Here is a 13393-nt window from a genome sequence, read left to right on the forward strand (position 1 = left end):
AAGCGCCCAGCAGCATCCTATCGGAAGCAACGTAAAAACAATCGGATAGAGCGGCTGAGCGTTTCCCGTGAAACGCTCAGCCGCTCTGTTTGGTCTCATTGTGCCGCCGCATCGGTAGCCGAGGGCTCCTGCGCGGCTTCTGCCTGCTTGCGCCGGCGGCGCAGGACGACGTAGAAGACCGGCGTCAGGAACAGGCCGAACAGCGTAACGCCCAGCATGCCGGAGAAGACGGCGGTACCGAGGGACTGGCGCATTTCCGCGCCCGGACCAGTTGCGATCATCAGCGGCACGACACCGAAGATGAAGGCGAAGGCCGTCATCAGGATCGGACGCAGACGCAGGTGGCTGGCCTCGATGGCCGCCTCCACGGCGCTCTTTCCCTCAGCCTGCGCTTGTCGGGCAAACTCCACGATCAGGATCGCGTTCTTGGCCGCAAGGCCGATCAGCACGATAAGCCCGATCTGGGTGAGGATATTGTTGTCCATCCCCCTCAGATGCACCCCGATCAGCGCCGCCAGAACGGCCAGCGGCACGATGAGAATGATCGCAAGCGGCAGGATCCAGCTTTCATATTGCGCCGACAGCGCCAGGAAGACGAAGATGACCGACAGGGCGAAGATATAGATCGCGGTATTGCCGGTATGCTTTTCCTGATAGGCAAGCTCCGTCCATTCGAAGGTCGTACCCGAAGGCAGGAGGTTCTTTGCTATCCCTTCCATGGTGTCGAGAGCCGAGCCGGTGGACACGCCCGGGCCTGGATTGCCCTGCAGGGGAACCGAGACATACATGTTATAGCGCTGCACCAGCGTCGGCCCGGTCGTATCCCGGATATCGACCAGCGTGCCGAGCGGCACGAGCGCTCCGGTCGCCGAGCGCACCTTCAGCGCCAGAATATCCTCGCGGTCCATGCGATATTGCTGATCGGCCTGAGCCCGCACCTGATAAACACGGCCGAAGGCGTTGAAGTCGTTGACATAGGATGTGCCAAGATTGATCGACAGCGTCTCGAAGATATTCGGGATCGGCACGTTGAGCGCCCGCGCCTTGTCACGGTCGATCGCCAGGAAATATTGCGGGCTGTTGGCGGAGAAGGTGGTGAAGACGCCACTGACGCCCTTATTCTGCGCGGCAACGCCCATCATCTGATAGGCGAGCGGCAGGATGCGGCGCATGTCAGCATTTTCCCGGTCCATGATCTGCATCTTGAAGCCACCGGAATTGCCGATGCCACGGATCGACGGCGGCGGAATGGCGATGATGAAAGCCTCCTCGATGCCCTGCAGGCTGCCGAAGAGCTGGCCGATGATCTTGGTGGCCGTGTCGCCGCTCTTCAACCGCTCCTCGAATGGCTTGAACGGCGTGAAGATGACACCCGAATTCGAGGCATTGGTGAAGGTTGCACCGTTGAAGCCGGCAAAGGCGACCGCATTGGCGATGCCGGGTGTCTTGTTGATGATATCGGTCGCCTTCTGGATGACGGCATTGGTGCGTGCCAGCGAAGCTCCATCAGGCAGCTGCACGACGACGATGGCATAGCCCTGGTCCATCGTCGGCACGAAGCCCTGCGGTACGATCCGACCCATATACCAGGTTCCCGCCAGTAACCCCGCGAAGACGAGAAGCGCGCAGGCGAGTGCTGCCCACGTCGTCACGAGATGGCGGACGATCCAGGAATATCCCTGGCTCATTCGCTCGAAACCCCGGTTGAACCCGTCACCCAAGGCACGGCCGAAGCGCGCGAAGATATTGTTGGATTTCTCGTGGCTGTGCGGACGAAGGACGATCGCGGCGATCGCCGGCGAGAGCGTCAGCGAGTTCAGGCAGGAAATCGCCGTCGCGACCGAGATCGTCACCGCGAACTGCCGGTAAAATTGCCCGGAAATGCCGGGAATGAAGGCTGTCGGCACGAAGACCGCAATCAGCACCAGCGAGATTGCGAGCACGGCTGTACCGACCTCGTTCATCGTCACATGTGACGCCTCTTTCGGCGTCATGCCGAGCGCGAGGTTGCGCTCGACATTCTCCACCACCACGATCGCGTCGTCGACGACGATACCGATGGCGAGCACCAGGCCGAACAGCGTCAGCATGTTCAACGAGAAGCCGAAGGCGAGCAGGAAGGCAAAAGTGCCGATCAGCGAAACGGGGATTGCGACAATCGGAATGATCGCCGTTCTCCAGGATTGCAGGAAAACCAGTACGACGATGGCGACGAGAATCGCCGCTTCGAAGATCGTCTTGTAGACTTCGTGGATCGACTCGGCGATGAACTCCGTGGGGTTGTAGATGATGCGGTATTCCAGTCCCTGCGGGAAATCCTGCGACAAGTCCTCCATGGTCTTCTGGATATCGGCGGCGGCGGCGAGCGCATTGGTGCCGGGTCGGGCGAAGACGCCGAGCGCCACCGCCGGGCTGCCGTTCAGATAGCTGTTGGTGACGTAATCCTGAGCGCCGAGCTCGATGCGCGCAACATCCTGCAACTGCACGAGACGACCGTTGCCGGTTGCCTTGACGATGACGTAGCGGAATTGCCGCGCGTCGGAAAAGCGCCCCTGGGTCGTGACGGTGTATTGGAAGGCGTTGGTGCCCGAAACCGGCGGCCCGCCGATCGCGCCGCCCGAAACCTGCACGTTCTGATCCCGCAGCGCCTGCACGATATCGCCGGCGGTCATGCCGTAGGCCGCGAGCTTTTCCGGATCGAGCCAGATGCGCAGCGAATATTGCCGCTCGCCGAAGAGCTGCACGTCGCCGACACCGTCCAGACGGACGAGAATGTCGCGGATGCGGGTACGCGCATAGTTGGAAATATAGAGCTGGTCGTAGCGGTTGTTCGGCGAGAGAAGATGCACGACCATCATCAGATCAGGCGAGCTCTTGACCGTCGTAATGCCGATGCGGCGGACGTCGTCGGGCAGGCGCGGCTCGGCGATGGCGACGCGGTTCTGCACCAGCACCTGCGCCTTGTCGAGATCGGTGCCGAGCTTGAACGTGACCGTCAGCGACATGGAGCCATCGGCACTGGAATAGGAGGACATATAGAGCATGTCCTCGACGCCGTTGACCTCCTGCTCGATCGGCGTCGCCACCGTATCGGCGATGGTCTGTGCGTCGGCGCCGGGATAGGAGGTGCGAATAACGATGGTGGGGGGCGCGACCTCAGGATATTGCGCTACCGGCAACTGGAAATAGGCGATGCCGCCGACGATCAGCAGCACGATGGATAGGACCGATGCGAAGATCGGCCGATCGACGAAGAAGTGGGAAAACCTCATTGGCTGGTCCCCTGTGCATCGGCCTGGGCCGGCGGCTCGTCATTCGTCGCCTGCTGCGGCAGCTCAATCAGCTGCGGCGTCACCTTGACGCCAGGCCGGATCCGCATCAACCCGTTGACGACGATCGTCTCGTCACCGGTCATGCCGTCACGGATGACGCGATAGCCGTAGAGCTTCGGCCCGAGGCGCACCGGCTTCGGCGTGATATTGCCGGCGGTATCGGCGACATAGACGACACGCTGATTCTGGTCCGAGCCGATAGCTTCATCGGGGATCAGGATCGCCTTGTAGCTGTTCGAGCCTTGCACCTGAACGCGTCCGAACAGGCCGGGCTGCAGGATGAGATCAGGGTTCGGGAAGCGGGCGCGGACGCGGATCGTGCCCGTTTCGTTGTCGACGCGGTTTTCGGCGAAATCGAGTTTGCCCTTGAATGGCTTCTGACGGGAATCGGCGATGGTCACGGTCACATCCAGCCCGCCGCCGCCCTGCTGCAGGGCACTGCCGTTCTTACGAGCCTCATCGGCGTAGGAGAGCAACCGACGCTCGTCGACGTCGAAATAGAAATCGATGGGATCGAGCGACACGATGGTCGTCAGCACGGTCTGATCGGCCTGCACGAGATTGCCGACGGAAATCAGCCGGCGATCAATGCGGCCGCTGAGCGGTGCGGTGATCTTGGTGAAATCCATGTCGAGATTGGCGCGATCGACAGCGGCCTGCGCGCCACGCACATTCGCCTCGGCGGAAACGAGATCGCGGCGGCGGTCGTCGAGGGTCGACGCCGATTGGCTGCCCGTTGTCGATAGCGATTGCGCGCGCTTGAATTGCGCATCGGCGAGCGTCAGCGACGACTTCGCGACTTCCAGCGAGGCCGTCGATTCGTTCAGCGCGGTCACGAATGGCCGCTGGTCGATGACGAAAAGCAGATCGCCCTGCTTGACCATGGCGCCATCTTTGAAATGCACTTCCTGCAGATAGCCGCCGACCCGCGAGCGCACGGAAACTTCATCGACCGCCTGGAAGCGTCCGATGAACTCGTCGCTGTCGACAACATCGCGAACGATGGGCTTGGCAACCGTGACGGGCGGAGCCGGCGGCGCACCCTGCGCCAGCGCCTGGGCGCCCGAGAAAACGGCAAGAACACAGCTGAACAAAACGGCACGCGGCAGCATCGGCATGAAGCCCCCCTCGAAAAACCGCATGCGGCATCAGGCGCCGTCATCACGGTAAGCGCTCACGAAATTTGTCTGCAACTTTCTACGAAGAACCTGCCGCCATCAGGCGCAATCCAATCAGGCCGCTTCGGACTTCCCCAACATGCGCCACGGGCCACGTCGGCCCGGGGGTATCAACCGGCCCGTCGTCCGGCAGCATGCGTTAATGTATAAACGGTTTATCGGATTCGACAACAGGGAATGAACCAGCCGCGACCGAGCGCAACCGATTGTTTTTACTGCATAGTAAAGACGCGCATAGGATGAGCGGATATGGGCCTTAGCCCTCCAGCTCCTCGCGCAGCATTTCGAGCTCCAGCCATTCCTCTTCCATCCTGGTCAGGCTTTCGCGCAGCTTTTCCATCTCTGCAGCAAGACGGTTGAACGTTGCGGCATCCTTGGAAAAGAGGTTCGGATCGGCCATCTTCTTCTCGCGCGCGGCAATCTCGGCCTCCACCTTCGCCATTTCTTTCGGCAGGTTTTCGAGCGCAAATTTCTGCTTGTAGGAAAGTTTGCCTTTGCCCTTCGAAGCCTCGGAAGCCGGCGCCGAAGCTTCGGTCGATTTCGGCTTTTCGGCCGCCTTTTCAGCCCGTTTCCGTTCTTCGATCGCCCCCTTGCGCTGGGCGAGCATGTCGGAATAGCCGCCGGCATATTCGATCCAGCGGCCGTCCGGATCTTCGGGATCGGCGGGCGCAATCGTCGAGGTCACGGTACGGTCGAGGAAGTCACGATCGTGGCTGACGAGGATGACCGTGCCGGCAAAGCCGGACACGATTTCCTGGAGCAGGTCGAGCGTCTCGATATCGAGATCGTTCGTCGGTTCGTCGAGGATCAGAAGATTGGTCGGCCGCGACAGGATGCGTGCCAGCATCAGCCGGGCGCGCTCGCCACCGGAAAGATTCTTGATCGGCGTGCGCGCCTGTTCGGGCTGGAAGAGGAATTCCTTCATATAGCCGGTCACATGCCGCTGCTCGCCATTGACGAGCAGGTTCTCGCCGCGGCCATCGGTCAGATAGTTGGCGAGCGTATCTTCCGGATTGAGCTCCTCGCGCTTCTGGTCGAGCGTCGCGATCTCCAGATTGGTGCCGAGCTTCACCGTGCCGCTATCGGGCTCGAGCTGTCCGGTCAACATCTTCAGAAGTGTTGTCTTGCCGGCGCCGTTCGGGCCAACGAGACCGATGCAATCGCCGCGATGCACACGGATCGAAAAGGGCGCGACGATGACCCGCTCATTATAGGCCTTGGTAATCTTGTCCGCCTCGATCACCAGCTTGCCGCTTTCCTGCGCGTCAGACGCAGCCGCCTGCACCGTGCCCAGAGGGCCCTTGTGGCCGCGATAGCGCGAGCGCATGTCCTGCAGCTCGCCGAGACGGCGCATATTGCGCTTGCGCCGCGCCGTCACGCCATAGCGCAGCCAGTGCTCCTCGCGCTCGATCTGCTTGCCGAGCTTGTGCTGCTCCAGCTCCTCGGCTTCGAGCACCTGATCGCGCCACGCCTCGAAATGAGCAAAGCCTCTGTCCAGACGACGGGACGTGCCACGGTCGAGCCAAACCGTTGCGGTCGACACCTTTTCGAGAAAACGACGGTCATGCGAGATCAAGACAAGCGCGCTGCGACTCTTCTGCAATTCGCCTTCCAGCCATTCGATGGTCGGCAGGTCGAGATGGTTCGTCGGCTCGTCGAGCAGCAGGATATCCGGTTCCGGCGCCAAAACACGAGCAAGCGCCGCGCGGCGTGCTTCGCCGCCGGAAAGGTTCTTCGGATCCTCTTCGCCGGTCAGGCCGAGATGCGAAAGGAGATAGGTGACGCGATAGGGATCATCACCAGGCCCGAGGCCAGCTTCGGCATAGGCCGCGACCGTCTTGTAACCGGTAAAATCGGGCGCCTGCTCAAGATAGCGCACGGTCGAGGACGGATGACGGAAGACTTCGCCTGACTGCGCCTCGACGAGGCCGGCGGCGATCTTCAGGAGCGTCGACTTGCCGGAACCATTGCGTCCGACAAGGCAGATCTTGTCGCCCGGCTCCACCTGCAGGCCGGCACCGGCGAGCAACGGCGCACCGCCGAAGCTCAGGAAGATGTCGTCGAGTTTCAGAATGGGAGGGGCCAAGATCAGACTCCGGAAAGGTCATAAGGGCGGGCAAGAACGATCGCCCTGCCGCTGCCGAGCGAAAAGCGCACATCGCCTTCCGCCACATTGGAAATGGTGCGCGACGCGCCGAAGGGCAAATAAAAATCGCGCAGGGGGTAACGGGCATTGTCGATGAACAGACCCGTCAGATCGCTGAATCCGAGGACCGAAAACAGCGAGCCTGATGGTAGCGCCAGCGTGACATCGCCCGGCGGAAGCGGCACCGCCTCCTCGTCACCCGAGGTCAGCAAGATATCGAGGCCCTTTTCGGCCAGATGCATGCCGTAAAGCAGGTGCTGGATTGCATGGTCAGAGCGCTCTCCACCCATGGCGCCGGCAAGAATCAGTCTCGTGGCGCCGCGATCGATCGCTTCCGAGACGGCAATCTCGCCATCAGTCGCAGCCTTCGCCGCCGGATAGGGCTGCTTGGGCACATTGGGAAAGGCAGCCTGCAAATCGGTGGGCGTGGAATCGAAATCGCCGACCCACAGCTCAGGCTTCACACCAAGCGCGATCGCATGGCGCATGCCGCCATCGGCCGCGATGAAACGGCTGCCGGAAACGGCATCGCGCAGCCGCTCCGTCAAACGAAGCTCGCCGCCAAGCAGAATGGTGAAGGTGGTGGACTGGCTCATGAGGCAAGCCCATAGCGCAAAGTCGTATCTCTAGGGAAGAGCGCCATGCTCAAGAACAACCGCGCCAACCGCTCAGTCGTCCGTTTCCTTGATGCGCGCCTGGAAAACCCGCTCGTAGCCGCTGACATAGCGATCGAACAGCAGCGAGAAATTCTCGATTTCCTTCGGCGTCCAATCGGCGAAGATGCTGCCGATGACGGAATATTTCTGCGCCTGGATCTCCGACAGCAATCGCTGCCCGAGCGCGGTCAACACAACCACAATACGCCGTGCGTCCGCTTGCGATGCCTTGCGGCGCAGGACGCCGCGCGTCACCATGTCGGCAACGATGCGGCTCGCCCGCGACGGATCGATGCGCAGCATCTCGGCAATCGTGCCGACGGTGACTTCACCCGTCGCCTCGGCCTGCCGGACGACATCGAGGACGTCGAGATGCGAAAGCTCGAGACCTGGCGCTACGCTCTGGATGGCAAGCCTGCCGATCATGCGGCGGCCCGTCAGCAGACGCATGCGCGTCATCGCATGGCCGATACGCAGTAGATTCTCGTCGTCGGTCAGGGCCTGGGCTTCAATTTCACGTGTATTCGTCGCAGATGTCATCTTTCCACCATATCAGAGGCGGCAAAGAAATAAAACATGCAAACAGCATTCACCTGTCATTGACATTTATATGCTAATGGCACACATATATCGGCTATGAAAACCGGCGTCCTGCGCATTCGATCGACCGCGCAGCGTTTCGGCCAAGTTCGGATTTTTGCCCCATGGACATGCAGACAACATTCTCGCCGCTCGTGGCGGATCATAAACGGCGGCTTATCCTCTTCCTGTTTCTGATGACTGCCATGTTCATGGCAACACTCGACAACCAGATCGTCTCGACCGCACTGCCGACGATCGTCGGCGAATTCGGGCATCTGGAGCGCTTCGGCTGGATCGGATCGGCCTATCTTCTCTCGCTCTCCGCCGTCATGCCCGTCTACGGCAAGCTCGGCGATCTCTTCGGACGCAAATATGTAATGATGACGGCGATCGCGATCTTCACGGTCGGCTCCGCCGTCTGCGGCCTTGCCGTCTCGATGGATACGCTGATCGCCGCCCGCGTCCTTCAAGGCTTCGGCGGCGGCGGCATCATGGTCTCGATCTTTGCCGTGAACGCCGATCTCTTCGAGCCGCGCGAGCGCGCCCGCTACCAAAGCTATTCGAGCCTTGTGCTCATGGCTTCCGGCGCCATCGGCCCCGTTCTCGGCGGCACGATGAGCGATCTTTTCGGCTGGCGCTCGATCTTTCTCGTCAACGTGCCGATCGGCTTCATCGTGCTGGCCGGTCTCGCCTTCATGCTGCCTTACCGCAAACCGGCCCGACGCCCGAAGATCGACTATGCCGGCGCAATCGTTCTTGCGTTGACGACGACGAGCATCGTGCTTGCCGCCGACGGCACCGAGCTTTTCGGATCGCTGCTGTCGCCACAATGCCTCGGCATCATCGCCTTCGGCGTCATCTGCGCCATCGCTTGGGTCTTCATCGAGCGCCGCGCACCAGAACCCATCGTGCCGATGACGCTGTTCCGCAATCCGACATTCGGCCTCCTGCTGATCATCTCGATCACCAGCGGTGCCGTCGCTATCGGCATGGTGAATTATTTCGCGCTCTTCCTGCAGACGACGACGGGCCTTTCGCCGTCGATGGCCGGGCTGCTGTTCATTCTGCTGACCGGCGGCATCGTCTGCGGTTCGCTATCGGCCGGTCGGCTGATCGCCGCGAGAGGGCGCTACAAGCCCTTCGCCGTCGCAAGTGCTGCCTGCAGCGCCATCGCATTCGGCGCGCTTGCCTTCCTGCCAGCCGGCACGCCCATCGTCGTCATCGGCGGCCTGATGCTGCTGCACGGTATCGGCATCGGCCTTGCGCAGCAGGTACCGGTTATCGGCGTGCAGAACGCAGCGGCTTCCCGTGACGTCGGCGCGGCAACGGGTGCCGTCACGCTCTCGCGCATGGGCGGCGCCTCCATCGCCATCTCCATCTACGGCGCCATCATCGCCGCCAAACTCGGCAATGTCGGCGTCTCCATATCAGGCGTATCCGATATCGAGCAGCTGACACCGAAAATGATGGCGGCTTTGCCGGAAACAACCCGCGAGGCAGTCGCCAATGCCTATGCGAGCGCCTTCAGCCCGCTGTTCATGACCGCCGCGGGCATCTGCCTTCTCGGCCTTTTGACCGCGCTGACGCTGAAGAACGTGCAGCTTCCGGGGGCGACGAAGAAATTCGAAAGCCCGGCGGTCGCGGAGGCTGCCGAGTAAATCGTTCATGCTGCAATCGGCAAGGGCATCATTTCCCTTGTCATCCCTCCGTCACAAGGCTAAATCTGCCGACGCTCTAACGGGGTGCCCTGTGTTCTTTTGAACATTTGGCTGAGAGGCTTTCACCGGCCAACCCGCGGAACCTGATCCGGCTAACACCGGCGGAGGGATTAGACGCGTGACGAACTCATAGCGCCCTTTCCCCTTCAGACGAAACCAAAGTGGAGGCGCCACCATGCACAACCGTTCGCTATTGTCATTCTTCGCCGGCTTGGCCCTTGCAGCCGGAACGGCTTTTTTTGTCGCGCAGCCTGCCGCTGCAGCCGACAAGACCCTGACCATCTACACCTATGAGAGCTTCACCGCCGATTGGGGCCCGGGCGCCAAGGTCAAGGCAGCCTTCGAGAAGACCTGCGGCTGCACGGTCAACTACGTCGCCGTCACCGATGGCGTCGCACTTCTCTCCCGCCTGAAGCTGGAAGGCACCGGCACCAAGGCCGATGTCGTTCTCGGCCTCGACACCAATCTCATCGACGAGGCCAAAGATACCGACCTCTTTGATGTAAGCGGCGTCGACACCTCGGCCCTCAAGGTTCCCGGCGGCTTCAAGGACGACGTCTTCGTGCCCTATGACTACGGCCATTTCGCCGTGATCTATGACAGCCAGACGGTCAAGAACCCGCCGAAGAGCATGAAGGATCTCGTCGAGGGCGATCCCAATCAGAAGATCGTCATCGAAGATCCGCGCACATCGACGCCGGGTCTCGGGCTGCTGCTCTGGGTCAAGTCGATCTATGGCGACAAATCCGCCGATGCCTGGGCGAAGCTCAAAGGCCGTATCCTGACAGTCACCCCCGGCTGGTCGGAAGCCTATGACCTCTTCACCAAGGGCGAAGCGCCGATGGTGCTCTCCTATACGACGTCGCCTGCCTATCACATGATCGAGGACAAGACCGACCGCTATCAGGCAGCCGCCTTCTCGGAAGGGCATTACATCCAGATCGAGGTCGCCGGCCTCATCAAGTCCTCGCCGAACAAGGAACTTGCCCGCGACTTCCTCAAATTCATGATCTCACCGGGCTTCCAGGATATCATTCCGACAAGCAACTGGATGATGCCGGTTTCAGCCACTTCGGAGCCGCTGCCGGACGCCTTCAGCAAGCTCGTGGTGCCGTCGAAGACCTTCCTGATGAGCCCCGCCGATGTCGACAAGAACCGCAAGGCCTGGATCGACGAATGGCTGGCCGCCACCAGCGGCAACTGATGCTTTGACGATACTCACGGCACCAGAGCGAAGACGCGCCATTTCCGGCGGGGCAGTCAGCCTCGCAGGCATCGTGCTCTTCGTCGGGATCGCCGTGCTCGTTCTGCTCGCCGCCGGCATTGACTCCGGCGGCATCAATCCCCTGGCAGATCCCTACTTGCTGCGCGTCCTGCGCTTCACGCTGTTGCAGGCGGTGCTCTCGACGCTGCTTTCCGTTGTACTCGCCATTCCGATCGCGCGCGCATTGGCGCGCCAGCCGCGCTTTCCCGGCCGCCTTTGGCTCATCCGGCTGATGGCCGTACCGATGGGCCTGCCCGTGCTGATCGGCGCGCTTGGCCTCCTCGGCATATGGGGCCGGCAAGGTCTGCTCAATCAGACCCTCGCAACTCTTGGCCTGTCGCAACCTATCAGCATCTACGGCCTTGCCGGCATCCTGCTTGCGCATGTCTTCTTCAACATGCCGCTCGCCTGCAGGCTGATGCTTGCCGGGCTGGAACGTGTTCCCGCGGAATATTGGCTTGTGGCCGGCGGGCTCGGCATGAAGCCCGCCTCGGTCTTCCGCTTCATCGAATGGCCCGTCCTGCGTGGCCTCATTCCCGGCATCGCCGGCCTGATCTTCATGCTCTGCGCCACCAGCTTCACGCTGGTCCTGATCCTCGGCGGCGGTCCGGCTGCGACAACACTGGAAGTGGCGATCTATCAGGCGCTCCGCTTCGATTTCGATCCCGGTCGCGCCGTCATGCTGTCGCTGCTGCAAATGGTCATCACTCTCGTCATCCTCGGTGCCATGACACTGTTTCGTGCCCCTGACGATCATGGCCTCACCAGCGGCCGCGCCCTGCGGCGCATCGACGGGCAGGCGTCTGCCCGTCGATGGATCGATGCCGCTCTGTTATCGGCGGCCACGCTCTTTCTCGCCCTGCCGCTCGCTTCGGTCGTCGTCACCGGCCTTGAGGCGAACCTCTTCAAACTCGCCGGCCAGCCGATCTTTCTGCAGGCGGCCGTCACCAGCTTGGCGATTGCGCTCGCCGCCGGATTCCTGGCCGTCCTGACATCCTTTACGATCATCCGCGCCCGATCGGTGATATCGGCGGATCGCCGCAAGACCTTCAGGCTCCACGGTCTGGCAATCGTGTTGAGCGGAAGCTCATCGCTCATCCTGCTGGTCCCGCCCATCGTGCTGGCAACGGGCTGGTTCCTGGCACTCCGGCCATTGGGCGACCCGAGCCGCTTTGCGGCCATCCTGATCGTCGTCATCAACGCGCTGATGGCGCTGCCCTTCGTCATCCGTGTCATCGAGCCAGCCTATGCGGTCCATGTCCGTCGCACCGAACGGCTGGCGGCAAGCCTCGGCCTTCACGGCATTTCCCGCCTTCGCCTCATCGATTGGCCCGGCTTGCGCAAGCCGCTCTTCACGGCACTTTCCTTCGCCATGGCGCTGTCGCTGGGCGATCTCGGCGCTGTGGCCCTCTTCGGTTCGGACAGCTTGATGACCCTGCCGTGGCTGGTCTATAGCAAGCTCGGCAGCTACCGCACCAATGATGCCGATGGATATGCCTTGATCCTTGGCCTGGTATGTCTTCTCCTGACCATTGCCGGCACAGCCGGCCAGGGCGCACGGGATGACGAAAGCAAGCGACATGACTAACGCCCACGACATGAAGGAACAGGGCATTGCCATGGCCGGTGTCGAACTGCGCCTCGGCACCCATGATTTCCGCTTCGACTGTGATTTACCACAGGGCAAGATCATCGCCGTCGCCGGTCCGTCGGGATCAGGAAAATCGACCTTCCTCAATTTGCTAGCCGGCTTCGAACCGCCGGATCGGGGCCGCATTCTGCTTGCCGGACAGGACGTAACCGGCCTGCACCCCGCCGAACGGCCCGTGTCGCTCGTCTTCCAGGACAACAACCTCTTTGCTCATCTCGACCTCTTCACCAATATCGGTCTCGGCATCAGCCCATCGCTGAGACTCTCGGCGCAGGACCGGCAAAGGGTCTCGAAAGCCCTGGCGCGCGTCGGACTGCCCGGTTTCGAGACGCGCAAACCGGGAACGCTCTCCGGTGGCGAACGGCAGCGCGCCGCTTTCGCTCGGGCTCTGGTGCGCGACAAGCCGATCCTGCTGCTCGACGAACCCTTCGCCGCCCTCGATCCCGGTCTGCGCTCCGGCATGGTCGAACTTCTGAAAACCCTGCATCGCGAAACCGGCAATACCGTGCTGATCGTCTCGCATGATCCGGCCGAAGTGCGGCGCCTTGCCGACCACGCCGTCTTCATCGATGGCGGCACCATCAAGCTCGCCGCTCCCATCGGGGCCTTCCTGGAGACGGACAGCATTCCGGCTCTGACCACATTTCTGCAACATTGATTGCGTCGCAGCATCTTGCCGCCGGTTTTGCCTTAATTTCGTCGCGGCAAGCGGCTGAAAGTCCTGGGGAATGCTTGCTAAAATACAACGCCGCCACATTTAAACGGAGTCTCGCTATGCAACCGGTGCCAAAATCGGCTACAGCAAGGGGTGGAGACCGTCCGGGTAAATGCGGATCGATGGGGCGGAAGTAACCTTTGTCGGCGCA

9 protein-coding genes and 1 riboswitch are annotated in these 13393 nt (G+C 61.6%); of the genes, 4 read left to right on the forward strand and 5 right to left on the reverse strand.

The annotated features are described in order from the left end of the window. Positions 1–95 precede the first annotated feature (95 nt). The 5 genes from PH558_RS12160 to PH558_RS12180 all read right to left on the reverse strand — a co-directional run bounded on the left by PH558_RS12160 (position 96) and on the right by PH558_RS12180 (position 7852). Positions 96–3272, reverse strand: coding sequence for an efflux RND transporter permease subunit (locus PH558_RS12160; protein WP_285204586.1), 3177 nt, complete (start codon positions 3270–3272; stop codon positions 96–98). Then, complete coding sequence (locus tag PH558_RS12165) at positions 3269–4444, reverse strand: efflux RND transporter periplasmic adaptor subunit (protein WP_174718611.1); 1176 nt, start codon at positions 4442–4444, stop codon at positions 3269–3271. The genes PH558_RS12160 and PH558_RS12165 overlap by 4 nt, the downstream gene beginning before the upstream one ends. A gap of 322 nt (positions 4445–4766) precedes the next feature. Beyond that, positions 4767–6596 (reverse strand): ABC-F family ATP-binding cassette domain-containing protein, encoded by a 1830-nt coding sequence (locus PH558_RS12170; RefSeq protein ID WP_285204587.1) that lies wholly within the window; start codon positions 6594–6596, stop codon positions 4767–4769. A 2-nt stretch (positions 6597–6598) separates the two neighbouring features. Beyond that, entirely contained in the window at positions 6599–7252 is a 654-nt protein-coding gene (locus PH558_RS12175; RefSeq protein ID WP_095433137.1) for a thiamine diphosphokinase, read from the reverse strand. 72 nt (positions 7253–7324) lie between these two features. Continuing rightward, positions 7325–7852, reverse strand: a complete 528-nt coding sequence (locus PH558_RS12180; protein WP_285204592.1) for a MarR family winged helix-turn-helix transcriptional regulator — start codon at positions 7850–7852, stop codon at positions 7325–7327. A 164-nt stretch (positions 7853–8016) separates the two neighbouring features. Here PH558_RS12180 and PH558_RS12185 point away from each other — a divergent pair, with 164 nt between their 5' ends. From PH558_RS12185 to PH558_RS12200, 4 genes are all read left to right on the forward strand, one after another. Further along, complete coding sequence (locus tag PH558_RS12185; RefSeq protein WP_285204593.1) at positions 8017–9552, forward strand: MDR family MFS transporter; 1536 nt, start codon at positions 8017–8019, stop codon at positions 9550–9552. Between the two features lie 70 nt (positions 9553–9622). Next, a riboswitch (TPP riboswitch) is annotated at positions 9623–9739 on the forward strand. Between the two features lie 48 nt (positions 9740–9787). Further along, positions 9788–10816: a thiamine ABC transporter substrate binding subunit gene (gene thiB, locus PH558_RS12190; RefSeq protein ID WP_285204595.1), complete on the forward strand. Its 1029-nt coding sequence runs from the start codon at positions 9788–9790 to the stop codon at positions 10814–10816. A gap of 10 nt (positions 10817–10826) precedes the next feature. After that, positions 10827–12464 carry a thiamine/thiamine pyrophosphate ABC transporter permease ThiP gene (thiP, locus tag PH558_RS12195; protein ID WP_483314152.1) on the forward strand — a complete coding sequence of 546 codons (1638 nt, stop codon included), beginning with the start codon at positions 10827–10829 and terminating at the stop codon, positions 12462–12464. Beyond that, positions 12457–13185, forward strand: coding sequence for a thiamine ABC transporter ATP-binding protein (locus PH558_RS12200; RefSeq protein ID WP_285205009.1), 729 nt, complete (start codon positions 12457–12459; stop codon positions 13183–13185). Before thiP ends, PH558_RS12200 begins: the two co-directional genes overlap by 8 nt. Positions 13186–13393 lie beyond the last annotated feature (208 nt).

Origin of the sequence: Rhizobium pantanalense (assembly GCF_030182525.1) — a bacterium.
Lineage (GTDB): Bacteria > Pseudomonadota > Alphaproteobacteria > Rhizobiales > Rhizobiaceae > Rhizobium.

Coding starts and splice junctions, on each gene's coding strand:
- thiB (WP_285204595.1), top strand. CDS start 9,788: ATGCACAACCGTTCGCTATTGTCATTCTTCGCCGGCTTGGCCCTTGCA.
- PH558_RS12185 (WP_285204593.1), top strand. CDS start 8,017: ATGGACATGCAGACAACATTCTCGCCGCTCGTGGCGGATCATAAACGG.
- PH558_RS12175 (WP_095433137.1), bottom strand. CDS start 7,252: ATGAGCCAGTCCACCACCTTCACCATTCTGCTTGGCGGCGAGCTTCGT.
- PH558_RS12165 (WP_174718611.1), bottom strand. CDS start 4,444: ATGCTGCCGCGTGCCGTTTTGTTCAGCTGTGTTCTTGCCGTTTTCTCG.
- PH558_RS12200 (WP_285205009.1), top strand. CDS start 12,457: ATGACTAACGCCCACGACATGAAGGAACAGGGCATTGCCATGGCCGGT.
- PH558_RS12160 (WP_285204586.1), bottom strand. CDS start 3,272: ATGAGGTTTTCCCACTTCTTCGTCGATCGGCCGATCTTCGCATCGGTC.
- PH558_RS12180 (WP_285204592.1), bottom strand. CDS start 7,852: ATGACATCTGCGACGAATACACGTGAAATTGAAGCCCAGGCCCTGACC.